This window comes from Pseudomonas sp. M2 (assembly GCF_015751845.1).
In the GTDB taxonomy this organism is placed as follows: Bacteria; Pseudomonadota; Gammaproteobacteria; order Pseudomonadales; family Pseudomonadaceae; genus Aquipseudomonas; species Aquipseudomonas putida_E.
This window is the reverse complement of the sequence record NZ_JADOUD010000001.1, coordinates 502,514-527,936: the sequence shown is the minus strand read 5'-3', so window position 1 is coordinate 527,936 and position 25,423 is coordinate 502,514. Positions and strand designations below refer to the sequence as shown.

24 protein-coding genes and 1 tRNA gene are annotated in these 25,423 nt (G+C 63.3%); 16 read left to right on the top strand and 9 right to left on the bottom strand.

What is annotated here, in order from left to right; all coding sequences use genetic code 11:
• Positions 1-373: 373 nt before the first annotated feature.
• Both IWW33_RS02625 and IWW33_RS02620 read left to right on the top strand, forming a co-directional pair.
• Positions 374-841 carry a DUF1289 domain-containing protein gene (locus tag IWW33_RS02625; RefSeq protein ID WP_046787307.1) on the top strand — a complete coding sequence of 156 codons (468 nt, stop codon included), beginning with the start codon at positions 374-376 and terminating at the stop codon, positions 839-841.
• A gap of 67 nt (positions 842-908) precedes the next feature.
• Entirely contained in the window at positions 909-1,670 is a 762-nt protein-coding gene (locus tag IWW33_RS02620) for a hypothetical protein (RefSeq protein ID WP_174141623.1), read from the top strand.
• A 27-nt stretch (positions 1,671-1,697) separates the two neighbouring features.
• On the opposite strand, the gene queD is transcribed toward IWW33_RS02620, so the two are convergent.
• Positions 1,698-2,054, bottom strand: a complete 357-nt coding sequence (gene queD, locus IWW33_RS02615) for a 6-carboxytetrahydropterin synthase QueD (RefSeq protein WP_012313684.1) — start codon at positions 2,052-2,054, stop codon at positions 1,698-1,700.
• Positions 2,055-2,105: 51 nt separating this feature from the next.
• A complete protein-coding gene (locus IWW33_RS02610; RefSeq protein ID WP_174141624.1) occupies positions 2,106-3,185 on the bottom strand; it encodes a patatin-like phospholipase family protein in 1,080 nt (359 codons plus the stop codon).
• Between the two features lie 153 nt (positions 3,186-3,338).
• On the opposite strand from IWW33_RS02610, the gene IWW33_RS02605 reads away from it, so the two are divergent.
• From IWW33_RS02605 to IWW33_RS02585, 5 genes are all read left to right on the top strand, one after another.
• The gene (locus tag IWW33_RS02605) at positions 3,339-3,647 is read left to right on the top strand and encodes a PepSY domain-containing protein (RefSeq protein ID WP_012313686.1); all 309 of its coding nucleotides are present in this window, start codon (positions 3,339-3,341) and stop codon (positions 3,645-3,647) included.
• Complete coding sequence (locus IWW33_RS02600; protein WP_115275351.1) at positions 3,647-3,961, top strand: PepSY domain-containing protein; 315 nt, start codon at positions 3,647-3,649, stop codon at positions 3,959-3,961. Before IWW33_RS02605 ends, IWW33_RS02600 begins: the two co-directional genes overlap by 1 nt.
• Positions 3,962-4,630: a response regulator transcription factor gene (locus IWW33_RS02595; RefSeq protein ID WP_115275350.1), complete on the top strand. Its 669-nt coding sequence runs from the start codon at positions 3,962-3,964 to the stop codon at positions 4,628-4,630.
• On the top strand, positions 4,627-5,946 hold the full coding sequence (locus IWW33_RS02590) for a sensor histidine kinase (RefSeq protein WP_174141625.1): 1,320 nt from the start codon (positions 4,627-4,629) through the stop codon (positions 5,944-5,946). Before IWW33_RS02595 ends, IWW33_RS02590 begins: the two co-directional genes overlap by 4 nt.
• Positions 5,947-6,153: 207 nt before the next feature.
• Entirely contained in the window at positions 6,154-7,311 is a 1,158-nt protein-coding gene (locus tag IWW33_RS02585) for an HPP family protein (RefSeq protein ID WP_119688618.1), read from the top strand.
• Here IWW33_RS02585 and IWW33_RS02580 read toward each other — a convergent pair.
• Positions 7,285-8,151, bottom strand: a complete 867-nt coding sequence (locus tag IWW33_RS02580) for a LysR family transcriptional regulator (protein WP_039602801.1) — start codon at positions 8,149-8,151, stop codon at positions 7,285-7,287. The two genes, IWW33_RS02585 and IWW33_RS02580, sit on opposite strands and share 27 nt — an antisense overlap.
• Positions 8,152-8,331: 180 nt before the next feature.
• On the opposite strand from IWW33_RS02580, the gene IWW33_RS02575 reads away from it, so the two are divergent.
• Positions 8,332-10,221 (top strand): propionyl-CoA synthetase, encoded by a 1,890-nt coding sequence (locus IWW33_RS02575; RefSeq protein WP_174141754.1) that lies wholly within the window; start codon positions 8,332-8,334, stop codon positions 10,219-10,221.
• A gap of 34 nt (positions 10,222-10,255) precedes the next feature.
• On the opposite strand, the gene zapE is transcribed toward IWW33_RS02575, so the two are convergent.
• Both zapE and IWW33_RS02565 read right to left on the bottom strand, forming a co-directional pair.
• Positions 10,256-11,338: a cell division protein ZapE gene (zapE, locus tag IWW33_RS02570; RefSeq protein WP_174141626.1), complete on the bottom strand. Its 1,083-nt coding sequence runs from the start codon at positions 11,336-11,338 to the stop codon at positions 10,256-10,258.
• A 105-nt stretch (positions 11,339-11,443) separates the two neighbouring features.
• The gene (locus IWW33_RS02565) at positions 11,444-11,686 is read right to left on the bottom strand and encodes a hypothetical protein (RefSeq protein WP_039602799.1); all 243 of its coding nucleotides are present in this window, start codon (positions 11,684-11,686) and stop codon (positions 11,444-11,446) included.
• A 269-nt stretch (positions 11,687-11,955) separates the two neighbouring features.
• Here IWW33_RS02565 and IWW33_RS02560 point away from each other — a divergent pair.
• Positions 11,956-12,030: transfer RNA gene (locus tag IWW33_RS02560), tRNA-Gln, on the top strand.
• A gap of 125 nt (positions 12,031-12,155) precedes the next feature.
• Here the strand turns inward: IWW33_RS02560 and IWW33_RS02555 are convergent.
• From IWW33_RS02555 to IWW33_RS02545, 3 genes are read right to left on the bottom strand one after another with little or no spacing between them, the layout of a single operon-like run.
• Positions 12,156-14,543, bottom strand: coding sequence for a hybrid sensor histidine kinase/response regulator (locus tag IWW33_RS02555; protein WP_115275346.1), 2,388 nt, complete (start codon positions 14,541-14,543; stop codon positions 12,156-12,158).
• A gap of 14 nt (positions 14,544-14,557) precedes the next feature.
• Entirely contained in the window at positions 14,558-15,019 is a 462-nt protein-coding gene (locus tag IWW33_RS02550) for a response regulator (RefSeq protein ID WP_046787299.1), read from the bottom strand.
• 15 nt (positions 15,020-15,034) lie between these two features.
• Entirely contained in the window at positions 15,035-17,305 is a 2,271-nt protein-coding gene (locus IWW33_RS02545) for an ATP-binding protein (RefSeq protein WP_046787298.1), read from the bottom strand.
• Between the two features lie 264 nt (positions 17,306-17,569).
• Between IWW33_RS02545 and IWW33_RS02540 the strand changes: the two genes are divergently transcribed.
• From IWW33_RS02540 to IWW33_RS02510, 7 genes are all read left to right on the top strand, one after another.
• Complete coding sequence (locus IWW33_RS02540; protein ID WP_119688620.1) at positions 17,570-18,097, top strand: spore coat U domain-containing protein; 528 nt, start codon at positions 17,570-17,572, stop codon at positions 18,095-18,097.
• 29 nt (positions 18,098-18,126) lie between these two features.
• Positions 18,127-18,663 (top strand): spore coat U domain-containing protein, encoded by a 537-nt coding sequence (locus tag IWW33_RS02535; protein WP_039602589.1) that lies wholly within the window; start codon positions 18,127-18,129, stop codon positions 18,661-18,663.
• A 19-nt stretch (positions 18,664-18,682) separates the two neighbouring features.
• The gene (locus IWW33_RS02530; protein WP_115275342.1) at positions 18,683-19,216 is read left to right on the top strand and encodes a spore coat protein U domain-containing protein; all 534 of its coding nucleotides are present in this window, start codon (positions 18,683-18,685) and stop codon (positions 19,214-19,216) included.
• Between the two features lie 9 nt (positions 19,217-19,225).
• Positions 19,226-19,729, top strand: a complete 504-nt coding sequence (locus IWW33_RS02525) for a spore coat U domain-containing protein (RefSeq protein WP_115275341.1) — start codon at positions 19,226-19,228, stop codon at positions 19,727-19,729.
• Between the two features lie 43 nt (positions 19,730-19,772).
• Positions 19,773-20,549 (top strand): molecular chaperone, encoded by a 777-nt coding sequence (locus tag IWW33_RS02520; protein WP_115275340.1) that lies wholly within the window; start codon positions 19,773-19,775, stop codon positions 20,547-20,549.
• Between the two features lie 81 nt (positions 20,550-20,630).
• Entirely contained in the window at positions 20,631-22,955 is a 2,325-nt protein-coding gene (locus IWW33_RS02515) for a fimbria/pilus outer membrane usher protein (protein ID WP_231386212.1), read from the top strand.
• Positions 22,952-23,923 (top strand): spore coat U domain-containing protein, encoded by a 972-nt coding sequence (locus IWW33_RS02510; RefSeq protein ID WP_115275571.1) that lies wholly within the window; start codon positions 22,952-22,954, stop codon positions 23,921-23,923. Before IWW33_RS02515 ends, IWW33_RS02510 begins: the two co-directional genes overlap by 4 nt.
• A gap of 58 nt (positions 23,924-23,981) precedes the next feature.
• Here the strand turns inward: IWW33_RS02510 and IWW33_RS02505 are convergent, their stop codons facing one another.
• On the bottom strand, positions 23,982-25,130 hold the full coding sequence (locus tag IWW33_RS02505; protein WP_161872319.1) for a M14-type cytosolic carboxypeptidase: 1,149 nt from the start codon (positions 25,128-25,130) through the stop codon (positions 23,982-23,984).
• Positions 25,131-25,423 lie beyond the last annotated feature (293 nt).

Genomic DNA, 25,423 nt, shown 5'->3' with positions numbered 1-25,423 from the left:
AGTCCGGGACGCTCATCCAGCATTCTCTGCACCCATGCGCCATCACGGCTTCTTGGGCCGCCCAGCCAGGGTCGCAGAGAATCCTTACAGAAGCTGCTTTCAAAGTTTTACGCCTGCAGAACGGGGGCTGATGAGGGCTGGCGCGGGCATGCGAGGGGTGCATGGCCCGGGCCAACGCCGTTCTACCGGATCAACTGTGCTCGTGACGCTTTGAAAACAGCTTCCAACGGACATTGTTGCCTTGAAAAGGCGGGATGATTCTACGGCAAATTGTCGCAGAAGGTAAGGCGGCGAACATGACTTTAACGAGTGACCCTGGTTAGACAAAGGGCTAACATGGGCCTGTGTTCCACCGCCAAGCCGTTGTTTTTCCATGCCCAACCAGTCCATCAAGACCCCTTGCGTCGGCCTTTGCTCCACGGTGTATGGAGACACGGTGTGCCGTGGCTGCAAGCGTTTCCATCACGAAGTCATCCACTGGAACGCTTACGACGACGATCACAAGCGTGCCGTTTTGCTGCGCCTGGAACAGTTGCTGGTGCAGGTGATGATGGCCAAGCTGGAAGTGTTCGATACGAACCTGCTGCGTCAGCAGCTGCAGCAGCGCTCCATCCGCTTTGTCGAGCAGCAGTCTGAGTATTGTTGGGCGTATCAGCTGATTGCACGCGGTGCCCGCCTGATTCGCGACCTGGAAGCGTACGGGATGGCGTTGCTGCCCGAGTTTCGGGACTGGGAGCTGCCGCAGTTGCGCGATGCCATCGACCGCGAATTCTTTTTGTTGTCCGAGGCGCATTACCAGCGCTATATCGCGCCGGGGTTCCTGCGTACCGAACTGAGGTAAGCCTTCTTCCTGCCCCCTGCCTTGAAAAGGCGCCACTGTGCGTTTTTATCGAGCGAAAGGAGTACGGATGATGGCGCAGCTGTGTTTTGAACCGCTGCTGAGTTTTACCGCGACATGCCGCTGGCAATTGCTGGATGCACCGTTGCGGGCCGCCCAGATTGACGATGATGATATCACCCGGCCGTTCTGGGTCGAATTCGATGACTGGAACGGTGACGATGGTTGGCTGATGACCAGCCTGGACTATGGCGAGGAAATGTTGCAATCGTTCCTGATTGACTCGCTATGGGGTCGCGAGGCTCGTAAGCGTGCGTTTTGTGACGTTTTCTGGTTTGGTGTCTATCGACTTGCAACAGGCTTCGTTTACGAGATCCGCCCGGCATATGAGGGCAATAATGTCGACCGTTGGCCTTCACTGGAATACTGGCTCGACGTCAGTCGAAACGGTTATCTGGGCTTTTACCCGGCGCGTTCGGATGCCGGTGTGTGCAAGGACGACCCCGCCAGTCTGGCGTTGCGAGACCCCTTCGGGACATCCGTGGTGCTACCCGCCGACCCGCCTGTCGATCTGGAGACGGCACTGTACAAGCTGACCGCCGGGCGGCGAACGCCACTGTGGCATATCCCTGGCCTGGATCCACAGGAGTTGCAAGAAGGGCAAGTGCTGTTGAACCTGAAGCTCTATAGCGCAGACGGTCGGCAAGTGAGGCGACGGGTGGAGCGGGTTGCATACCTCAACAACCGTCGAGGCGACCGTGGCCAGTTCAGCCTGCAGGTGTCTAACCCTTGTGTGCCGCCTCACCCTCGTCCGCTCGTTGCCAAGGCTTGACCCCGTGCTCGTGTAGCGCAGCGCCAGTCAATCGCCGCTGTATTCGCAGCCGCTGGTGCAGGTTTCATGAATACGCACCTTGGACAGCTCCGGCAGCAGCGGCTTGACTTGCTCCCAGATCCACTTGGCGATGACCTCGCTGGTGGGGTTTTCCAGGCCTGGAATATCGTTGAGGTAGTTGTGGTCCAACTGCTCGTAGATCGGCTTGAAGATCGCCTTGATCTCGGAAAAGTCGCGGATCCAGCCGGTATGCGGGTCAAGCGGGCCGGTCAGATGCAGGCCGACCTTGAACGAGTGGCCATGCAGGCGGCCGCATTTGTGCCCGGCCGGGACGTTAGGCAGGCGGTGGGCCGATTCGAAGGTAAATTCCTTAAAGATTTCCACGGTCAGAACTCTGTGTGTATCGAAGATGCGCGCAGTCTACCAGCATGGTCGCTACAAGGCTTGCAGGCGTTCGTGCAGCCGCCCGGTGGCGATCAGCTCCAGCAGTTCGTCACCCAGCCGCTGGCTTTCGGCAATGGCCTGGTACCAGTAGCGTTTGCGGCTGGGTGCATCGCCCATGAAAAGCTTGAAGTCGTTGCGGTCGGGCAGCTTGCCGAAGGGCAGTGCGGCCAGGTACTGCGGTGACGGCGTCACCAACAGCACATTGCGCAGGCGCGTGGCATCGCCCTTGCGCCATGGCAGCGCCTTGTCGAACCAGCCAGGCACGACCTTGTCGGTGAAATGCGGGTAAAGCACCAGGTCGTCGCCGCGGTATGGCAGGTCGAGGTGATAGTCGAGCAAACCGCCGTCGCGGTAGGTGCCCGCACCCGCACCGGGGATGTCGCGCACGCCTTCCATGACCATCGGGATCGAGCCGGACGCGAGCAGGGCGTGGCGCAGGTTGCCCTGGCCCAGTGGCAGGTAGCGTGAGGGAAAGTCTGTGAGTTGATCCAGCGGCGGGGCGGCACGCTCATCGTGCAGGATGACCCGTTCGAAATGCCGGCCCAGGCGCGAGCGCCCCAGCAGATTGCTGGCGATTACCGAGCCCAGCCCCATCCCCAACCGGCCGCGGTGGTCGTGGGCAAGATGGCCGTGGCTCTTCACCACCAGGATGTTCAGGCGGTAGTACGGGTTTGCCAGGATCTGCCCATCGCGCCCTTGCAGCAGGTCGTCGAGCATCTGCTGGCAGCTGCGGCTGATCTGGGCTGCGGTCACACCTTTGGCGAAGTCCTGTTTGGTATACAGTTCACCGAGGCGGCGGATGCCAGCGATCGGGTCATCGAGGCAGGCGCTGGCGAAGCGCCAGGAGCCGATCGATGCGCCAATCAATGCCCGCTGGCGAGGGGCCGATGGCAGCCACTCGCCAAACAGCGCCAGGTCCAATCCCTGAATCCCCAGCGGCTTGGGCCCGCCAGCGGCGCCTGGCACCACACCGACGTCCGCTGCCTGCAGCCCGCGTTCGCGGATCTGCTGCAGGGCACGTTTGCCGGCCTTCAGGGTCAGAGCCGGGTACTTGATATGGATGGCGCTCATGGACGGCCTCGCAACTCACAGGAGGGCCATTATAGGGAGTCGCTGGTTGATGCGCTGCGCTATCATGGCGCCAGCTATTTTCAGGTTGAGTTAAGGACTGGTGGATAATCTTAACTCCGTAGACAAATTGCACACCTCGATGGAGAGAACCTGATGAAAACTCTGACTGCCATTTTCACTGCCGCTGCGCTTGCTTTCGGTGCCAACGTTGCCCTGGCCAAGGACGTACAGCCTGACGAAGTGGTAAAGCTGGTGAATGCCAAGACCATCAAGTCGCTGGATGAGCTCAAGGCCACTGCCGTTGCCAAGCACCCGGGCGCCACCGTCACCGATTCGGAGCTGGAAAACGAATACGGTCGCTACATCTACAAGGTCGAGATGCGTGACACCCAGAACGTCGAATGGGACGTTGACCTGGACGCCAAGACCGGTGAAGTGCTGAAGGACGAACAGGACCGCTGATGATCCACTTGACCCGGTGGGCGCGCTACCTGGCGCTCTCGCTGCTGGCCGTCTGCTCCTTGGCCGTTGCTCGCGACCTGGATCAGGATGAGGCCCTGCAGTTGCGCCAGAAAGGCGTGATTCTGCCGCTCGAGCAACTGCTCGAGACCGCCCTGGGGCGTCACCCCGGGGCGCGGTTGTTGGAGGCGGAGTTGGAAGAAGACGATGATCGCTACGAATACGAAGTCGAGCTGCTGACCACGGAAGGTGTGGTGCGCGAGATCAAGCTCGATGCCAGCACCGGTGCCCTGCTCAAAGACGAGGAAGACGACTGAATGCGCCTGTTGCTTGTCGAGGACAACGTTCCCCTGGCTGACGAGTTGATTGCCGGCCTGCAGCGCCAGGGCTACGCCGTGGACTGGCTGGCCGACGGCCGGGACGCGGTATATCAGGGCCAGAGCGAACCCTACGACTTGATCATTCTGGACCTCGGCCTGCCGGGGTTGCCGGGGCTGGACGTGCTGGCGCAGTGGCGTGCAGCAGGTCTGGCCACGCCGGTGCTGATTCTGACCGCACGGGGGTCATGGGCCGAGCGCATCGAGGGGTTGAAGGCTGGCGCCGACGACTACATGAGCAAGCCCTTCCACCCTGAAGAGCTGCAGTTGCGCATTCAGGCGCTGCTGCGCCGGGCGAAGGGCCTTGCCAACCAGCCCCGTCTTGAAGCCGCCGGGTTGCACCTGGACGAAAGCCGCCAGTGCGTGAGCCGCGAGGGGGTGGACATCCAGCTGACCGCTGCGGAGTTCCGCCTGTTGCGTTACTTCATGCTGCACCCTCAACAGATCCTCTCCAAGAGCCACCTGGCCGAGCACTTGTACGACGGTGAAACCGAGCGTGACTCCAACGTGCTCGAAGTGCACGTCAACCATTTGCGCCGCAAGCTGGGCCGCAGTGTCATCGAGACCCGCCGCGGGCAAGGCTACATCTACGCCGGGAGCACCGGGTGAAATCGATTCAGGCACGCTTGAGCCTGGGCCTTGTAGCCGTATTGGTGGTGGTCGGGGTGGTGCTTGCGCAGCTTACCTTGTGGTTGTTCGAGGCCGGTTTGCAGCGCTATCTGGAAAACGGCCTGCGCAAGGAAAGCGAGAACCTGCTGGTGGCGCTGGTGCGCGGGCCTTCGGGGTTGCAGTTGGATGAGCGGCGCATTTCCGCCGCCTATCAACGGCCGTTTTCCGGTTACTACTTCCGCATCGATTTCGACAAGGGCACCTGGCGCTCGCGCTCTTTATGGGACCTGGACATGCCGAAACCGGCCGCGCCCGGTCTCTCCGATAGCCACGAGCTGGGCCCGGAAGGCCAGCAGTTGCTTGCGCTGCGTGCCGATTACCGGCGGCTGGGCCAGGACATTTCGATCAGCGTCGCCCAGGATTACTCGCCTGTGCGCGAGGGGTTCCGGCGCCTGCAGCAGATCGGCCTGGGGATGGGCCTGGTGGCGCTGATCCTGGTGCTGGTGCTGCAGCGCATCACCGTCACCCGTTCGTTGCGCCCGCTGGAGCGGGCGCGTCAGCAGATTGCTCAGTTGCAGCAAGGCCAGCGCTCGCAGCTCGATGCCCAAGTGCCCAGCGAACTGGCACCGCTGGTAGGTCAGATCAATCATCTGCTCAGCCATACCGAAGACAGCCTGCGCCGTTCGCGCAACGCGTTGGGCAACCTGGGTCATGCATTGAAGACGCCATTGGCGGTGCTGCTGAGCCTGGCGTCCAGCGAGCGCCTGAATGGCTTGCCCGAAGTGCGTGCGCAACTGCGCGAGCAACTGGAGCAGATCCAGCAGCGCCTGGCACGCGAACTGAACCGGGCGCGCCTGGCCGGGGATGCGCTGCCTGGCGCTCAATTCGACTGCGATACCGAGCTTCCGGGGTTGCTCGCCACCTTGGGCATGATCCATGGCGAAGGCTTGCTGCTCGAGCGCGATGTACCGCCAGGGTTACTGCTGCCTTGGGACCGGGAGGACTTCCTGGAGCTGCTTGGCAACCTGCTGGATAACGCCTGCAAATGGGCTGACAGCGAAGTGCGCCTGGGCATAGCCCCGACCACCGAAGGCTATCAGGTGTGGGTCGACGATGACGGTCCGGGCATACCTGAAAGCCAGCGCCAGCAGGTGCTGGAGCGCGGTTCGCGGCTGGATGAGCAAGTGGATGGGCATGGCCTGGGGCTGGGGATCGTGCGGGATATCGTCGATGCCTGGGGTGGGTCTTTGGCCTTGCTCCAGAGCCCTTTGGGCGGGTTGCGGGTGAGTATCGATTTACCGCGCAAGGTGCGCTGACCCTCTCTGGCCCTGTCGCCGGCAGCAGCACTGCAAAAAAACTGCAGTACAGCCGCATTTTTTTGAATTGGCCCAAGCCCGACACTGGGCGGCACAATCCCCTGACGAAACCCTGCGGTTTCCATCTCTCCACGGACGGAGCCCCTAGGGCCCAGGCCAGTTCGGCTGGGCTTTCTTTTGATCAGAACCACAAACACGATTACTTGAATGACTGCCTTGCGTTCCGAAAGTCGCCTGCAGCGGCTGTTGCCGTCGCCCCTGAATATTCCTCCAAAACAATGGCTGCGTGCCGGCATCGGCGCGCTGCTCGGTTTGTTCCTCGCCGGCTGGTTGACCGGTATGGCCTACGGGCCTGGTATCGCCTTGCACCTGCTGGGCCCTCTTGCGGCTTCGGCAGTGCTGGTGTTCGCCGTGCATTCCGGGCCGTTGGCCCAGCCCTGGCCAGTGCTGGGCAGCTATGCGCTGGCGGGCGCAGTGGGCCTTGCCATGCGCGAGGGGTTCGGCCCCCACCTGTGGGTTGCGGCGGCTGCCCTGGGCATCTCGCTTTTGCTGATGTGCCTGTTGCGCTGCCTGCACCCGCCGGGTGGCGGTGTTGCGGTGAGCGCGGTGCTGGCCGATTCAGGGCTGACGGCGCTGGGCGACCACCTGCTGGAGCCCGTGTTGCTCAACGCGCTGATTCTGGTGACGGTGGCAGTGGTCTACAACCGTTTGACCGGCGTGCATTACCCCAAGGGTGCTGCGCCACGCAAGGACCAGCACCACACCCACGACCCGTTGCCCAGCGAGCGGGTCGGGGTCAGTGGTGCGGACCTGGATCAGGCGTTGGAAGAGTTGGGTGAGTTCGTCGACGTCACCCGCGATGAACTGGAGCGCATCATCCTGGCCACCGAGCAGCATGCCCTGCAGCGCAGCCTGGGCGGGATCAGCGCAGCTTCGGTGATGTCCCGCGATGTGCAGTTCGCCGCCCCCGACACCACCCTGGAACAGGCCTGGAAGATGCTCGCCAGTCATCACCTGAAAACCCTGCCGGTGCTGCAAGAGGGCAAGCTGGTGGGTATCGTCAGCCTTAGCGATCTGCTCGGTCCGGCCATGCAACGTGGCCGGTTCAGTTGGCGGGGGCTTTTCGCGGGCAAGGCCGTGCGTATGGAGCAGGTGATGAGCCGGCAGGTCATCAGTGTCAGCAGCCAGCACCCATTGCAACGCCTGCTGCCCCTGCTGTGCGAGCAAGGGCTGCACTGCCTGCCGGTGATCGATGGCGACCAGTTGGTCGGTGTGATCACCCAGACCGACCTGATCGCCGGCCTCAAGCGCCAGCTGCTCAGTGGCGCTGGCAGCGTTTCAGATCAGCGGGTCCCAGCGTTGTGACCAATCGCTGGCGCCGGAGGCCACCAGCCGGCGCAGCACCGCGAAGGCCTGTTGCAGGGCCTCGCTGTCGCGTTTGCGCGGGTAGACAAGGAAGGTCGGGTAGGTGAACTCCGGGGCTTGCGGTACCCGCTCGAATACCCCGCTGTCCAGATACGCCTGCACCACGCGGGTACGGAAATAGCCGCTGCCGCCTTTGTCGAGAATGAACTGCAGGGCCAGCGGCCCGAGGTTGAAGCTCAGCGCCGGTCGCGCGCAGTCGGGCAGGGCGGCGTCGTGCTGGCGGCGGAAGGCCTCGCCCCAGTCGATGTAGATGTACGGGTCGGGTTGCTCGACCCGGCGTATGCGGATCAGCTTCTCTTCCATCAACTGCTCTACCTGCAGGCCCGGGCCGTAGGTGGGCTGATAGACCAGTGCGGCGTCCAGCAGGCCCATCTCTACCTTGCGCAGCAAGGACTCACCGTCGCTGACCTCGCTGCGGATGGCGTGGCTGGGTAATGCGCAGTGCAAGGCGCTGACCCAGTCGAGCAGCATCGGGTTGCCCAGGCTCACTTCTGCCCCTACGTGCAGCACTTGCTGGCAGCCCTCGGGCAGCGGCAGGTCACGGCGCGCCGCCTCCCACGTCTGCACCAGCTGGTTGGCATAGCTGACGAAGGCTTCGCCATCACTGGTCAGGCTGGCGCCGTTGCGGCTACGCACGAACAGCTGGCAGCCCAGTTGCTGCTCGAGGCGCTGCACGCGTGCGGTGATGGCGGTCTGTGACACGAACAGGCGCTCGGCGGCGGCGACGAGGCTGCCGCACCGTACGACTTCCAGAAACGTTCGGGCCTGCTCGATATCCATGGGCTGCTCTGTGGCGGGAAGGGTTGCCTATTCTAGAGGCTTTGCACCGTTATGGGGCGCTTTCGCCAGCGCTGCAAATCTGCATATGCGTTGTGACTTTAGTCCCATGGCGGCCGGGGCGTGGCGGTCCATACTCAAGGCTCGCCCTTCAATAACAACAAGTACCGGGTTGCCATCAACATGACCTACCAGCACAGCTACGCCCATTCCATTACCGACCCTGCTGCCTTCTGGGCCGACCAGGCCAAACATCTGGCCTGGTACCGCAAACCTACCCTGACACTGCAGGAAAACCCGGACGGCACCCATCGCTGGTTCGCCGACGGCCGCCTGAACAGCTGCTACCTGGCCCTCGATCGGCAAATCGAGCTGGGCCGTGGCGAGCAGATGGCGTTGATCTACGACTCCCCTGTCACCGGTGTGCAGCAGGCGTTCACCTACAACGAGCTGCGTGACGAGGTGGCGCGCCTGGCCGGGTTGCTGCGCCAGCTGGGGGTGGGCAAAGGCGATGGGGTGGTCATCTACATGCCGATGGTGCCGCAGGCGGCCATGGCCATGCTCGCCTGCGCGCGTATCGGTGCGGTGCACTCGGTGGTGTTCGGTGGCTTTGCAGCCAACGAGCTGGCCCTGCGTATCGATGATGCGCGGCCAACGCTGCTGCTGACGGCGTCCTGCGGCCTGGAATTCGATCGGGTGATCGAGTACAAGCCGCTGGTCGACCGCGCACTGCAACTGGCTCACCATCAGCCGCGCCACGTGCTGGTGCTGCAGCGGCCCCAGGCTCGCGCCCGGTTGCAACCAAACCGCGACCTTGACTGGCAGCAAGCGCTGGTAAATGCCGAGCCGGTGCCTGCGGTCGAGCTGGAGTCGGCAGACCCGCTTTACATCATGTACACCTCCGGTACCACGGGCAAACCCAAGGGCATCGTCCGTGAGAACGGTGGCAACGCGGTCGCCCTCTGTTATGCCATGCGCCACATCTACGGCATGCAGGCCGGTGATGTGTGGTGGGGTATTTCCGATGTGGGCTGGGTGGTCGGCCATTCGCTGATCGTCTATGGGCCACTGATGAGCGGCTGCACCACGGTGTTCTACGAAGGCAAGCCGATCCGCACCCCGGATGCGTCGGCCTATTGGCGCGTGGTCGAGCAGTATGGGGTCAATGCCTTGTTCTGTGCACCGACCGCCATGCGGGCGATCCGCAAGGAGGACCCGGATGGCGAGCTGATCCGCCGGCATGACTTGAGTACGCTGCGCCAGTTGTTCCTGGCCGGGGAAAAGCTCGATTCCAGTACCCACCAATGGCTGGAACGGGTTACCGGCAAGCCGGTGCACGACCATTGGTGGCAGACCGAGACCGGCTGGCCAGTCACCGCGCCATGCGTGGGGCTGGAGGGCAGCGCGGCGCGTCCGGGTTCGAGCAACCGCGCGGTGCCGGGTTATCACGTGCGTGTGCTGGATGACGATGGGCACTTGCTGGGCCCGAACCATCAGGGCGCCATCGTCATCGCTCTGCCGCTGCCGCCCGGTTGCAGCCAGACCTTGTGGGGCGATCATGAGCGCTACCTGCAGGCTTATCTGCAGACTTACCCGGGTTACTACCACACCGGTGATGGTGGCTACCTGGATGACGATGGCTTCGTCTACATCATGGGTCGAACCGATGATGTGATCAACGTCTCCGGCCATCGCCTTTCCACCGGCGAGATGGAGGACCTGGTGGCGTGCCACCCTGCGGTGGCCGAATGCGCGGTAATCGGTGTGCATGACGAGATCAAGGGCCAGGTGCCCTTGGCGCTGGTAGTGCTCAAGGACGGGGAGGGCATTACCGAGGCGCAACTGTTGGTGGACTTGGTGGGCAGGGTGCGTGAAGCGATCGGCGCGTTGGCCTGCTTCAACCGGGTGCGCTTGGTGAAACGGCTGCCCAAGACCCGCTCGGGCAAGATCCTGCGGGCGGTGCTGCGCAAAATTGCCGATGGCCAGGCGTATGTGCCGCCCTCGACACTGGATGATCCGGCGGTGCTCAGAGAGATCGAAGCGGTGCTGGCGGATCTGCCCAGGGCAGGCTGACCGGTTGGCCTGGCTAGCGCGTGAATGCGAGGGTTCAGCCGATGAAGTCCTCCGGCCCCACCTGATGCAACTGCCCCAGCCGGCTGCGGGTGCGCATCAGGTCGGCAATGGTGCCGCCAAGGCTCTCTTCCAGCCGCCGCTGCCCGATCACCGTCACCTGGCAGTCCTGATCGTACAGCACATCCACCAGGTTGACGAAGCGCTGCTGCGCTGCCAATGAGCACTCCGAGAGGTCATCCAGCCCGTCGATGATCCAGGCATCATATTGCTGGGCAAGCTGCAGATAATCGATCACTGCTGTGGGCTGCTCGCACAGGTCGTCAAAGGCGAACATCACCAGCCTGCCGTGACTGGCGAGCGCGCGAAGGTTGCGTTTGTTCACCTCAAGCGTGAGCGGGTGCGCGGGCGGCACCTTCAGCGCAAGGCGCTGGGCCGCATCGCCCGGCCATACATAGTGGCCCTGGGTAAAGCGCTGGTGTTCGCGGTTGGCCGGCAGGCTGCGAAAGTCTGTGTCGCCGCCCACTTCAAGGACCTCCATGCGGCCATGGATCAGGCGGATCACCGGCAGGAATCGCTCGTGATACAGCGGGTTGGGCAGCAGGCCCTCGGGGGCGTAGTTCGAAGTCACCAGCACGAAGATGCCACGCGCGAACAAGGCATTGAACAGGCGGGTGAGCAGCATGGCATCACCGATGTCATGCACATGGAATTCGTCGAAACACAGCACCTTGCAGTCGCCCAGCAATGCGTCCAGCGTGGCGCCCAGGGCATCGTCCAGCAGCCTGTGACGGTGCATGCCCTGGTGCAGGCGGGCAAAAAAATCATGGAAGTGCAGGCGTTTTTTCGCCTCGATCGGCACTGCCTGGAAGAAACCGTCCAGCAGCCAGCTCTTGCCGCGGCCAACCGACCCGTACAAGTAAAGGCTGCGTGGTTCGCCTGGCAAGCGGGCAAGCTGCTCGGCCATGGCCTGGATGACCCGGCGCTGGCCCGCGCTGAGCTGGTAGCCACGGCTGCGCGCCTTGTCTTCGAACCATGCGAGCAGTTCGCTCTGGCTGGAGGTGGCGGGTCGCAGGCGTTGGCCCAGTTGGCGCAGGGGGGAGGGGATCCAGGCAGACAAAAGCTAAGCTCCTTGGGCACAGGAAGGTCAGCGCGCAGCTTGCCCCAGGTCGGCCCTTTTAACCAATAGAAAAAGTGCGGGGCTTCTATCAGTTGGCCGGATAACTCAAACCTTGCGTTCCAGCTGACGCTCGATCATGTACTTGATGGCCAGCCGGCGCTCCTTGAGGTGGCGCAGGTCGTCGTCCTGAAAGTTACCTGCTGAAATCGCCTCGGCAGCCAGTACCTGGTTGTCGATGTCGACGTACTCGTCGAGCATTCGGTCAAGGGTCTTGTCCTGTTGACGGCGCTGCTGGACGATCTCGCGGGGGTAGTGCAGGTCCTGGTACAGGTCGTGGGAAACGGGCATGGCATCCTCCTTGGTCAATGCAAATGGCTTATCTGATTGGAAGGGCGCGATGCGATTGTGTTGAAGCCAAGCGGATTAAATGCGACGGATGGTCGTTTTGCGGCGTGTGAACGGCCCGCAAAACACTAACCTGCTGTTTTAAAGCATTTTTTTTGCGCAAGGGGCTTCCCAGGTGCAAAGAATGTTGTTAAAGTGCCGCGCATTCCAAGACAACAACCCAGTTGTCACTCAGTTGGAATGGTCAGAGCAGCTAACGCTGCATCCGATACAGGGGCGTCGCCAAGCGGTAAGGCAGCAGGTTTTGATCCTGCCATGCGTTGGTTCGAATCCAGCCGCCCCTGCCATTTTCTCGTTAAACATCCATTCCTGATTCAGTGCAGATGATATCGGCGCTGGGTTTTTTCGTTTCTGGCGTTTGCGCAGGCCCATCGTCGACTGACGACAATGGGCCCTGTCAGCTACAGCGCGATTACCTGTTCACCCGCAGCAGTTCATCCAGCACGCGGGCCAGTTCCTCAGCCTGCACCGGCTTCTGCATCACCAGGCTGTCCGGCAAATCCAGCCCTTCCAGCTCGGCATACCCGGTCAGAAACACCACCGGCAAGCGCGGATGCCGTTCACGTGCGGCCAAAGCCAGTTGGGCACCGTTGAATTCGGGCATGGCAAAGTCGGTCAGCAACAAGTCGATCTCGTCGTCCAGCTGGGCCAATGCCTGTTCGCCGCTGTGTGCCTGGCGTACCTGATAGCCGTACTGGCGCAACACATCGCCGAGCATGTCGCGCACCAGGTGGTCGTCATCCACCAGCAGCACCGTGCGGTCGCGGCCACTGTCGCTGATGGACTGCGACGCAGCCGGGATCACCGGGTCCGCCGCCAGCTCATGCTTCACTGCGGGCAGGTAAACGGCAACCTGGGTGCCATGCCCAGGCGCGGTGTCGATGCGCACACCGCCACCAGACTGCTTGGCAAAGCCGAACACCTGGGCCAGCCCCAGGCCCGAGCCTTTGCCGATGTCCTTGGTGGTGAAGAAGGGTTCGAACACCTTGGCCACCACCTCTTCGCTCATGCCGCAGCCGGTGTCGCGGATGCTCAGCATCACGTACTCGCCCGGCTCCGGGTCTTCCGGCCGCTGCGGGCGGGCCTTGATCCGGGTATTGCGTGTGGCCAGCGTCAACTGGCCACCGTCGGGCATGGCGTCGCGGGCGTTGATCGCCAGGTTGAGAATGATCATTTCGGTCTGGGTCGGGTCGGTCAGCGCTTGCCACAGGCTGTGGTCCAGGTCCAGGCGCACAGAAATGCTCCCGCCCAAGGTGCGGCGCAGCAATTCCTCCAGGCCGCCCAAGGTGCGGTTGAGGTTCAGCGGTACCGGTTCCAGGCGCTGGCGGCGGGAGAAGGCGAGCAGCTGTGAGGTCAGCTTGGCGCCGCGTTCACCCGCCTCGCGGATATGCGTCAGGCGTTTGCGCGCTTTTTCCAGGTCACCTTTGTCCAGGTCGCGCTCAAGGAAGCTTGAGCCGGTAAGGATGACTGTCAGCAGATTATTGAAGTCGTGTGCAACACCCGCCGTGAGCTGGCCGACCGCCTCCAGCCGTTGCATCTGCTGCAACGCTGCCTCTATGCGCTCGCGCTCGGTGATCTGTTCGCGCAGGCGGTCGTTGGCGTCGGCCAGGCCCATGGCTGCTTCGCGCTCGCTGGTGATGTCGCGGGCTACCACATAGAGCAGCGTGTCTTCCGGTACCACCACCCATGACAGCCAGCGCAACTGGCCGCCTGCATGCTGGATACGGCCGACGAAGCGCGCGCTGGTGCGGCCATGGGCGAGGGCGGCGAGTTCGGTCAGCAGCGCTTCTTGGTCCGGTTCGGGCAGCAACTGCAATAACGAGGTCTGGCTCAGGCGTTCGCGCGAGAAACCCAGGCTGGCCTCCCAGGCAGGGTTCAGTGCGACCGGTGTGAGGTCTTTGTTGAGCACCGCGAGCAAGTCCTGGGAAAGCTCCCAGGCCCGGTCACGCTCGCGGGTACGGCGCTCGACCCGCTCGCCGAGCATTTCGTTGAGCTGTTTGAGCGCCTGGGTCGCCAGGCGCTGGGCGTGGATGTCCTGCAATACGCCCGAAAAGCGTGTGCAGCGGCCATCGACAAACTGGCTCTGACCGCTGCTGAGCAGCCAGCGCGGTTCCAGGCCGTTGGGTTGGGCAATGCGAAATTCGGCCCGGTAAAGCCCGTCGCTGTCCGGGCGCATGGCGTATTCCACCGTTTCGCGCACCCGTTGCACGTCTTCTGGATAAATGCCGGCATAGAAAACGTCAAGGCTCATCTCGGTGTCTACCGGCAGACCGAACAGCGTCTTGCAGCGGTCGTCCCAGATCAGCAGCCCTTCTTCCGGGCGAAAGTCCCAGGTACCCATGCCGGCTGCATCGATGGCAATCCGGGCGCGTGCCTCAAGGTCCGCCAGGGCTTCTTCGGCACGGCGCCGACGCTGACGTTCCTGCACTTCGGTAAGCGCCCTGCGCACTGCCTTGGGCAGCAACGACAGGTTTTTCTTCAGTACGTAGTCGGTGGCACCCAGGCGGATCATTTCCACCGCGTGCTCCTCACCGTATATGCCCGACAGGAAGATGAACGGCGTATCCGGCGCCAGGCGCTGGGCGATGGCCAGCACGTCGGTACCGGACGAGCCGGGCAGCACGCAGTCGCAAAGGATCAGGTCATAGCTGGCTTCGTGCAGGGCATGCTCGGCGGCGACATGATCGAACACCAGCTGCGACTGCAGCTGCAGTCCGCTGCGCTCCAGGCTCAGCAAGGTCAGCTCGGCATCCAGCGAGCTGTCTTCGACCATCAGTAATTTGAGCGGCGTTGGCAGCATGTTCGCGGTGGGCCTCAGTTGCTGCCACGCCGGTTAAGGCGTAGCGAGCCAGGTGGTGGTTCGTTGAGCACGGCCCAGAACACGCCGAGGTCGGAAATCGCCGCGACGAACTCCTTGAACTCCACGGGCTTGACCACGTAGGCATTGACCCCCAGTTCATAAGCCCGCAGCAAGTCGGGCTCTTCCCGCGACGAGGTCAGCATCACCGTCGGGATGCTGCGCAGCTCGGGGGTGGCACGCACCTCCCTTAGCACTTCCAGGCCATCGACCTTGGGCAGTTTCAGGTCCAGTAGCAACACGGCGGGGTTGCCGTCGTCGCGCGCGGCATAGGCGTTACGCCGTAGCAGATAGTCGAGGGCATCAGCGCCGTCGCGCAGAACGATGACCTCGTTGGCCAACTGGCTACGCTCCAGGGCCAGGAGCGTCAGCTCCAGGTCCCGGGGGTTGTCTTCTACCAGCAGGATAGGTTTGAGCATGATTGAACCGGTGCCTCAGTTTGTTTCTGGATGACGTGGAAGAGTGAAATGGAAGCTGGCGCCCTGGTCGACCTGGCCTTGGGCCCAGACTCGGCCATCATGGCGCTCGATGATCCGCCGCACGCTGGCCAGACCTATTCCGGTGCCCTCGAAATCCTCCATGCGGTGCAGCCGCTGGAACACCCCGAAGAGTTTGTTGGCATAGGCCATGTCGAAGCCCACGCCATTATCGCGAATATAGACTTCGATTTCCTCCGCGTGCTGGTGTGCGCCGATTTCGATGCGCGCAGGTTCGCGGCCACGGGTGTACTTGATAGCGTTGGCGATCAGATTATGCAGCGCCAGGTTGATGAACGCCGGGTCACCGATCACCTTGGGCAGCGGTGCGACGTCCCAGACGATCTCGCGCCCTTCATAATCGGGCGCCAGTTCCTGGCGGATGGCTTCTACAAGCGCATTGAGGTCAACATCCGACAGGCGTAGGGCCGAGCGGCCCATCTGCGAGAAGTTGAGCAGGTTATCCACCAGGCTGCCGGCGAACTGCGCAGCTTCCTCGATGTGCTTGAGAAAGCGCCGGCCGCGTTCACTCAGGCCCTGGCCTTCGATCTCGCCTAGCAGTTCGGTGTAACCGGCGATATGCCGCAACGGTGCGCGCAGGTCGTGTGACACGCTGTAGCTGAAGGCTTCGAGCTCCTTGTTCGAACGGCGCAGCTCGTTGGCCAGTTGCGCCAGCTCTTCGGCCTTGCGCAGGACAATGCCGAGCACGGCGGTGCGCAGTTCGACCACGCCTTCGATCGTCAGCGGGTCCCATGGCTCGCAGTAGCCGCCCAGCTGTTCCTGCCAGTGTTCGAAGCTGTGCCGCGGGTTCAGCGCGCCCTGCGGGCCTATCTGTTTGTCGGGCCGTCCGGCCCAGTTGACCGTGCGCACCTGCTCGGGGCGGAACCACAGCAGGTAGTGCGAGTGGATCTGAGAAATGGCCACTGCCAGCACGCCACCGGCATGCTCGGCCAGCTCGGGCAGTTCGTCGATGTCGCGGCGCACGTTGTCACTGTGGAACACCGTCTCATCATGGCGCTGGGCCAGCCAGTGCACCAGCGCAGTGACCTGCGCTGCCGGCGGCGTCTGGCCAATCAGGTCGCAGCGCTCGGCGGAAATGACCGCTGCGCCGCTTGCCCCGGCGAAGGCCAGCAGCACCTCGGGCTGCGCGCGCAGGCCCTCGCTGACACTGTCATGGTCGGCCATCGAGGAGATCATGCGTACGATGTGCTGGCGCAGGTCGAGCAGCTTCCGGGTATTGGCGTGGGCCTCACGCGACTCGATCTGCAGCGACAGCACACTGGCCAGCAGCTCGCAGGCTGTGCGGGTGCGCAGGTCGACCGGGCGAGGTTGCTCGTGGTGGCATGACACCAGGCCCCACAATTGCCCATCGACCACGATCGACAGTGACATCGACGCCAGGGTGCCCATGTTGCGCATGTACTGCAGGTGCACCGGCGATACGCTGCGCAACGCGGCGAAGCTCATGTCCAGCGGTTTGCCGGTGCGCGGGTTGGCCGCCGGCACCAGCGGTGAGGCCTGGTAGTCGGCATCTTCGATCACACGAATGCGGTTGACCCGATAGAGCTCGCGGGCCTGGCGGGGAATGTCCGACGCTGGGAAGCACAAACCCAAGTAGCGTGGATAGCCGGCATCAGCCACTTCAGCGAGCACCTGGCCATTGCCCTCTTTATCGAAGCTGTAGGCCTTGACCCGGCCAAAACCGGTGATTCGCTTTATCTGCAATACAGTCTGCTGCAGCAACGCTTCCAGGGTTGCGGCGTTGTTCAGGCTACTGACGAAACCCCGCACCAGGGGGTAATAATCGCCTTGGTCGACCGGGCCGACAGGCTGACGAACGGGCTCGAACTCAGCGATCAGTACCTGATCATGGCGATGGGTCAGCAGGCGCAGCCGGTCGTTGCAGGGTGCCCCATTGCGCAGGAGCACATCGCCGATGTGGAAGGGGAATACATCGTCGCCGGGCAGGCGCTCAAGATGGGAACGCAGATCGAAACTGTCGCTGACCACGTCGGCGAAGGTGCATCCCACCAGCTCAAGGGCGGGCACACCGAGCCAGCGTTCGACATTGTCGCTGGCCTGGAGGATACGCAGGTCCTGTTCATCCAGCACCAGCAGAAAACCATGTGGCTGGATGCTGCCGGGTACCTGGATCGGCTCCTGGGCGCAGCGTTCCACGGCTTCGGCGAGTGCGATGTCGGTGGTCGTCAATGGATACGCTCCTGTCATGTTCGTCCATGCATGGCGCGCATGCGTCTGATGCGGGCTCGGTGGCTGCTGCGCACCGTAACAGAATGCGCACTGCTTTGCCGGCCTATGGCCATTGGAGGTACTGGAGGCGCTTGGGTTCGATGCCAGCCGAAAATTTCTTTGCTGTGACCGGCTAACGGTCTAACCCTTTGTTGTTACTACCAAAGAATGGCGTGGAGTGGGCACAGGCAGGCCACCGGCTGCTACGCTCAGACTCAGGACGGAAAAACTAGGGACGTGTCAGTGAAGGGACGCTTTGTGGCCGCACTGTGGGGCCTGTTGTTGAGTGGCAGTGCCGTGGCAGCGGACTTCCTCGTGGAGGTGCGGGTGCAGGTGCAGCGGGGCTGCATGCTGGTCAGCCAGCAGCGCGAGGCGGGGGCGCAGGACCTCGGTCGGATCGACCTGGGCGCTGCCGCACGTCTGGATGGGCCTGGTGCGCCCTTGAGCGGGGTGCTGCTAAACCAGCGCCCACCGCGACTGGAATGCAACCCCGACACGCCCTACCAGGTACGTGTCGACGGTGGCCTGCACGGTGGTGCCGGTGAACTGCGCTTCTTGGCCAGTAGCGACGCCAGGGCCCGGCCGATTCCCTATCGCCTGTACCGCGACGCGGCCTGGCGCGAGCCTGTGGTCGTGGGCCAGCCCCACGCCGCACGTGTGCCGGACAGCGGTACGGTCGAACTGCCACTGTACGCCCGGATCGACAAGTTGGCCTGGGTGCCGCACGCCGGTACGTATGCCGACTTGCTCAAAGTCACGGTCACCTGGTAGCGAGCCACCATGCACAAGGACGTCACGCCATGAACCGTACATCCATTCTGTTGCTCAGCCTGGGCCCGCTGCTGTTGCCCAGTGGTGGGGCACATGGCACAACCACCGGCTTTATCCAGGCTCGTTTGGTGATCAGCGCAGCGTGCCAGATCAGCAGTGGCGACCAGCCCCCGGCCACGCTCGGCAACCCGGGGCTGATGGACTTCGGCGAGCGTGGCCCGAACTGGGACCAGCCGCTGCGCAGCCGGGTTGACGAGGCAGGCGGCGAGGGCAGCTTGCAGATCAGCTGCACGCCCCAGGTCAGGGCCTTCAATGTGCGCATCAACGGCGGCCTCAATGGCAGCGATGGCGTACGGCGGCTCAGCAATGGCCGTGAAATGATCCCTTATCAATTGGCGCTCGACCCAGGCGGCAATAGCCGTTATGGCATCGGCCAGGCGCGTGCCTTCACCATCAGCAGCACCGAACAGATTCCGATTCCCATCTTCGGCGTAGTGGTAGCGCAACCGCGTGCGCTGCCGGCCGGGCTGTACCGCGACACGCTTAGAGTGACTCTGGACTGGTAATTCACGCAAGGAGACCCCGATGCGAACGAACCTCACCCACTGGATGCTCGCTGGCCTTGGCCTGGCGATGGCATGCCACGCCCAGGCCGCTACGGTGACCGGGACCATCAGCTCCACCCTGACATTGACGTCGGCGTGCCAGGTCAATGGCACCACAGGCACCTCGGGGTTGAACTTCGGTACCCTCAGCTTCGGCACCCAAGAGGCGCTGTTCACCACCGCCAACGGTGAGGTGCTCGGTGGCGGCGGCGGTGCGATGAGCATCCTCTGCTCCGCAGGTACGGTGCCAGCCATTCGCGTGCGAGCGGGGGCCAACGACGGTGCATCGGATGGCGGCACCCGGGCGCTGGCAGACGGCAACGGCAACTTCGTGCCTTACGACTTCTATACCGACACCGGGCGCACCCAACTGTTGGACATCGACGGCACCATCACGCTGCCGACCAGCACCGGGGTTGCTCAGACCGTCAACCTCTACGGTCAGGCACGCGGCAAGGCGGGGCTGCCGGCAGGGGTATACACCGATACGGTGGCCGTCGAGCTGTCGTTCTGAGCCGCGGCCATGCGCTATTGGCTGGGTGGCTGCCTTGCAGGCCTGGGTGCGCTGCTGGCGACGCCACTGGATGCCGCAACCAGCAGCACCTTCCAGGTCACGGCGACGATCACCGCAGGCTGCCTGGTGGTGGGCGGCGTCACCCAGTATGGCGTGCTCGACTACGGGACGCAGTCGGCCTTGTCGACCGGGGTCCTCAGTACCTCATTGGGGGGCGCCACAGTGACCTTCCAGTGCACGCCCGGCGTGAGCCTGAGCATGAGCCTGGACGGTGGCCAGAACGTGGTGACCGGCACGCGCTTCCTCAAACGCAGCGGCGGCACGCAGCTGCTGGCCTACCAACTGTACCAGGACGCGGCCTACAGCCAGAGCATCGCAGTGGGCCAGAGCGTGACGCTGAACAACAGCGACCCGACGACGATCAAGCTGTCGGTGTATGGCCGCACGCAGCTCACCGGCCTTGTGCCGGCCGGGACTTACACCGACGTCGTGCAAGTGACGGTGACCTGGTGAAACACCGGGGCCCCTGACAATAAAATAAATCAAGGAGAGCGGTATGCGGGCAAGCGCGAAGTGGGCGCGGGGTTTGATCGGGTCATTGCTGCTGGCGAGCTTGCCGGCGGGGGCTGCCACCTCGGTGCTGATCTGGCCGATAGACCCGGTGCTGGAGGCTGACCAGAAGGCCGGCGCGCTGTGGCTGGAGAACCGTGGCAGCGCTCCGGCGAGCCTACAGGTGCGGGTTTTCGCCTGGCGTCAGGGCGACATGCAGGAGCAGTTCCAGGCCCAGCGGGAGATCATCGGCAGCCCGCCGGTAGCCACCATCGCCCCCGGCCAGAAACAACTGATCCGCCTGACCCGCACTGGCAGCTCACCGGCCGGCCAGGAGCAGGCTTACCGCATCATCATCGACGAAATTCCCTCGCCACTGCCCTCGGACAACGCCAGTCAGGGCGCTACCGCAGCCATCCGCCTGCAGATGCGCTACTCGGTACCGTTGTTCGTCTATGGCGAAGGCTTGTGGGGCAAGCCGGACCCGGAGGGCAAGCGCAGCGCCAGCGGCGTAGGCAAGCCGCAACTGAGCTGGCGGCCGGTGACGGTGCAGGGCAAACCCTATGTAGAACTGCGCAACACCGGCCCGGTGCATGCCCGGCTGACCGATGTGGTGGTGCAGCAGGGCGGCCAGGCAAGGCCACTGGCCGAGGGGCTGCTTGGGTATGTATTGCCCGGGGCCAGCATGCGCTGGCCGGCACCGGTTGCACCGAACAGCAGTGGCGTACTCAAGGGCAGGGTGAACGGTCAGGAGGTGGCCGAAGCGATCCGCCAAGGGCAATGAAACCACTATTGAATGAATGTCAGGGGCCAGGGAGGACCCGGCGATGGTCGGAATGCGTGTGTGAAATGGCTGTCGCAGGCGATGCGCCGCTGGTGCCTGGGGCTCGCGGTAATCGGCCCCGGCCTGGTGGTGGCCGACGAGCTGCCGCCGCCGCCCACCGAGGCCGCCGCCATTGCCGACGCCACACTGTATCTGGACCTGCTGGTGAACCAGGTGCCCAGGGCTGAGCTGGTGCCGGTGCAGCAGCGCGCCGGCGGGCTGTTCCTCGACAGCCAGGTGCTGCGCGCTGCCGGCATCGCCCTGCCGGGCAATCCGCAAGGCGAGGTGGCCCTGGATACCGTCGCGGGCCTGCACAGCGACTACGACAGCCAGAACCAGCGCCTGCTGCTGCAAGTGCCACCGGCCTGGCTCCCGGACCAGCAAGTCGGCGACCGTAACCTGTACCCGGCCAGCGATGCGCGCAGCAGTTTCGGCGCGTTGTTCAACTACGACCTGTACCTCAACGACACCGACGAGGGTGGCACTTACCTGGCTGCGTGGAATGAGCTGCGCCTGTTCGACAGCTGGGGCACCTTTGCCAGCACCGGCCAGTGGCGGCAGTCGTTCAACGGCGCCGCGGCCGACGACAGCCGCCAGGGTTTCCTGCGCTACGACACCACCTGGCGCTTCACCGACGAGCAGCGCCTGCTGACTTACGAAGCGGGCGACTTCGTCACCGGTGCGTTGCCCTGGACCAGTTCGGTGCGGGTAGGCGGCCTGCAGTTGTCGCGTGACTTTGCCGCCCGCCCTGACCTGGTCACTTATCCGTTGCCTGCTTTCGCGGGAGAGGCGGCGGTGCCGACCTCACTGGACCTGTTCATCAACGGCTACAAGTCCAGCACCGCCGAGTTGCAGCCAGGCCCCTACACCCTGACCAACGTGCCGTTCATCAACGGTGCCGGCGAGGCCGTGGTGGTTACCACCGACGCACTTGGGCGCCAGGTTTCCACCACGTTGCCGTTCTACGTCACCAGCAGCCTGCTGCAAAAAGGTCTGTCGGATTTCTCGATGGCCGCCGGCAGCCTGCGCCGAGACTATGCAGTGCGCGACTTCAGCTACGGGCCCGGCGTCGCCTCGGCCAGCCTGCGCCATGGCGTCAGCGATTTCTTTACCCTCGAAAGCCATGTCGAAACCGCAGAGTCGTTGCTGCTTGGCGGTGTGGGCGCGAATGTGCGCCTGGGCACGTTCGGTGTACTGAACGCTGCGACGGCGCAGAGCCAGTACGATGGCGAAAAGGGCCACCAGGTCGCCCTCGGCTATCAGTACAACAGCCAGCGCCTGGGTTTCAGCTATCAGCGCTTGCAGCGTCATGGTGATTACGCCGACCTGAGCCGGGTCGACAGCCTGGACATGCAATTGAGCCAGCGCAGCGAGCAGGTCACCCTGAGCCTGAACCTCGACCGCTTCGGCAGCCTCGGCGCGGGCTACTTCGATGTGCGCGCCGGTGACGGCTCGCGCACCCGGCTGATCAACCTGAGCTGGAGCAAACCGCTTTGGGGCAATAGCAGTGTCTACCTCTCGGCCAACCGTGAGGTCGGCGACAGCCAATGGGCGGTGCAGGCGCAATGGGTGATCCCGATCGACTTCAGCGGCACCCTGGCCGTGAGCATGGAGCGCAGCAAGGAAGGCGAGGATTTGCAGCGGGTCAACTACAGCCGCGCGGTGCCGGTGGGCGGTGGTGTTGGCTACAACCTTGGCTACGCCACTGGGGGTGATCGCGATGCCTACCGCCAGGCCGACGCCACCTGGCGCTTGCAGTCGGTGCAATTGCAGGCCGGCGTGTACGGCAGCAGCGGCGAAATGACCCGCTGGGCCGATGCCAGCGGCTCGCTGGTGTGGATGGACGCCGGGGTGTTCGCCGCCAACCGTATCGACGATGCCTTTGTGGTGGTCAGCACCGGCGGCTATGCCGATGTGCCCGTGCGTTACGAAAACCAGGAGATCGGCCGCACCGACCGCAACGGCCACCTGCTGGTGCCGTACAGCAGCGGCTACTACCGCGGCAAGTACGAGATCGACCCCATGGACCTGCCACCCGATGTGCTCGCGGCGCAGGTGGAGCAGCGGGTCGCGGTACGCCGTGGCAGCGGCTACTTGCTGGAATTCCCGCTCAAGCGCGTGCTGGCGGCGAGCGTCGAGCTGGTCGATGGCAACCAGCAGCCGCTCAAGCTGGGCAGTACGGTCAGCCATCGTGAAAGTGGCAGCCAGGCGGTGGTGGGCTGGGACGGACTGGTGTATCTGGAGAACCTCTCAGCGCACAACCACCTGCGGGTTGGGCTGGAGGGAGGAGGGCAGTGCCAGGTCGAGTTCGACTTGCCGCAGGCAGAAGGCTCCATCCCGTTGATCGGCCCGTTGGTATGCCGATGAGGAGGGGGTTGCTCGGCCTGGTGATCGCAATGCTATGGCTGCCGGCGGGTTCGGTCTGGGCGCTATGCTCGTCCGTCGCGACCGCGCCAGCGGCGTTCGGCACCGTCAACTCAACGCTGGTGCGCACTGCCATCCAGAGTGCTTCCACCATCAATGCGGGTTTGCAGTGCACCGGGTCGTTGTTGTCCCTGCTAGTGAGCAGTGACCACTTCTACCTCACCATTACATCAGCTACCAGCGGGCTGGTGGGGCCGACCGGGGATGTCATCCCGTATACGATCTATGCCAATAATACGACCAGCAACCCCATCACCCGCAGCGCGCAGTTCGACTTCGCACGCAATGGCCTGATCGACGCCCTGGGCCTGCTCAATGGCAATTCCCCTAAGTCTGTGCCGCTGTATCTGAAGACTACGGTTGGCGCCAACGTGGCCGCCGGCGTCTATACCGAGACGCTGAACCTTGCCTGGGTCTGGAACTATTGCTCGGGCATTGGCCTGGGCAATCTCTGCCTGGGGCGCGACACGGGCGCGGGGAACCAGACCCTCACGGTGACCCTGACGGTAAGTAATGATTGCCAGATCACAACGCCGACCATCAGCTTTGGCAGCGCACCGGTAGTGGCGGGGTTCGGCACGGTTAACCAGAGCGTGAACCTTTCCTGCACCAAGGGCAGTAGCTACACGGTCGGGCTGGATGACGGGCAGAACGCATCTGGCGGGCGTCGGAGGATGAAGTCTGCTGCCAACGACTACCTGGCCTACGACATCTTCAAGAGCGCGGGCGCGGTACGTTGGGGAGCAGTGGGTGGCGCGCGGCGTTCCAGCAGCGATGCCAACGTCAACCCTGGGGTGGGGACTGGCACCGGTAGCCAGGTGTTCAACTACAACGCCAAGGTCTATACCGACCAGGCGACACCGCCGGCGGCGACCTATACCGACAATGTGATACTCGATGTGCAGTTTTGACCGGGTATGTCTGCGCCGGCCTCTTCGCGGGCTTGCCCCGCGAAAAGGCCGGCACTGATCAGCGCAAATCGTCAGCCATCTTCAGCAAGGTCTCCAGCACCGCCCCTGCCAATGCCTTGGACCGCTCTCCCGACCAGCCGGTCACCGGGTTGGGCGCATCGTCATGGTCCTTGAACGGCATCTCAAGGGTCAGCGACAGGCAGTCGTACGCCATGCCCACCGCATTGCACGCCAGTGTCGTATTGGCCTGCCCAGGCTCATCGCGGGTATAGCCATACTTGGTCTGGAAGTCAGGCGTAACGCTGCACAAGGTGCTGCGGAACTGCTCCTCAAGCTTGGCCAGGCGTGGCGTGTACCCCGGGTTACCCTCACACGCTGCGGTGAACACGTGCGGGATTTCTTCATCCCCATGCACATCGATGAACGCATCCACCCCGTACTGCTTCATCTGCGCCTGGGCAAAGAACACCTCCGGGCTAGCCTCGACGCTGGCGTCCTGCCAGGCCCGGTTGAGGTCCTGGCCTTTGAAGTTGGTGCGTAGGTGGCCGAGGAAGGCGCCATCCGGGTTCATGTTTGCGATCAGGTACAGGTCAGCCTTGGCCAGCAGTTGCTGGACGACGGCGTCATTGGCTTGAAGACGGTCGATCACCCCCTCCATGAACCACTCGGCCATGTGCTCGCCCGGGTGCTGCTGGGCGATCAGCCATAGCTTGCGTTTGCCTGCGGCTCCGTCGCCTGCGCGCAACAGCGGAATGTCGCGGCCCTGTACGCTGCGGCCATGGGCCAGCAGTTCGACACCGGGAATCTGCTGGGCACGCTCGATCAACTGGTTGTGGCGCGCACGCGGGTAGGGCTCGAAGTAGGCGAACCAGATCTGCTCCTGCTCGGCTTTCACTTCGAAGGCCAGTGCCTTGCCATCGAACTGGCTGGGCACACGGAACCAGGTTTGCTGGTCGTACGAAGCCACGGCGTTATAGCCGGCCCAGGCGTTCTTGTAGGAAGACTCGCTGGCGTTGTCCAGGCTGAAGCGATGGACCTGACCGGGCGTGAGGCCGCTGACCTTGAAGTGGAACCACTGGAAGTGGCCGCTGTGGGTGTCCGGGCGAATGGCCAGGTGGACCTGGGCAGGGTTACTGGCATCCAGTACCTGGATGTTGCCGGAATCGAAAGCGCAGTCGATCTGCAGAGGGGACAGCGTCACGGTCATTGGCGTGGCTCCTTGGGCTTTGTTGTGGGGGTACTGTACACCCCTCGTGGGGGAGGCTGTGTACAAAAAACAGCACCCTCAATGATTTCCTATTGTTGGGAAGTTAATTGCAGGCTGATTAAGCAGTTGATAGATCGAACTGGAATGGGCGGGTCAGGACGGACTAGTACGATGTTGGGTTCAAGAATCCTACACGTTTTTAGGGTATTTCATTCAGTAATCCCGCTTGTGTGTATTGCCTGTGTGGGTTCGTATATGCATTGAAAAAATAGTGGAACGGTTAGGCGTGTTGG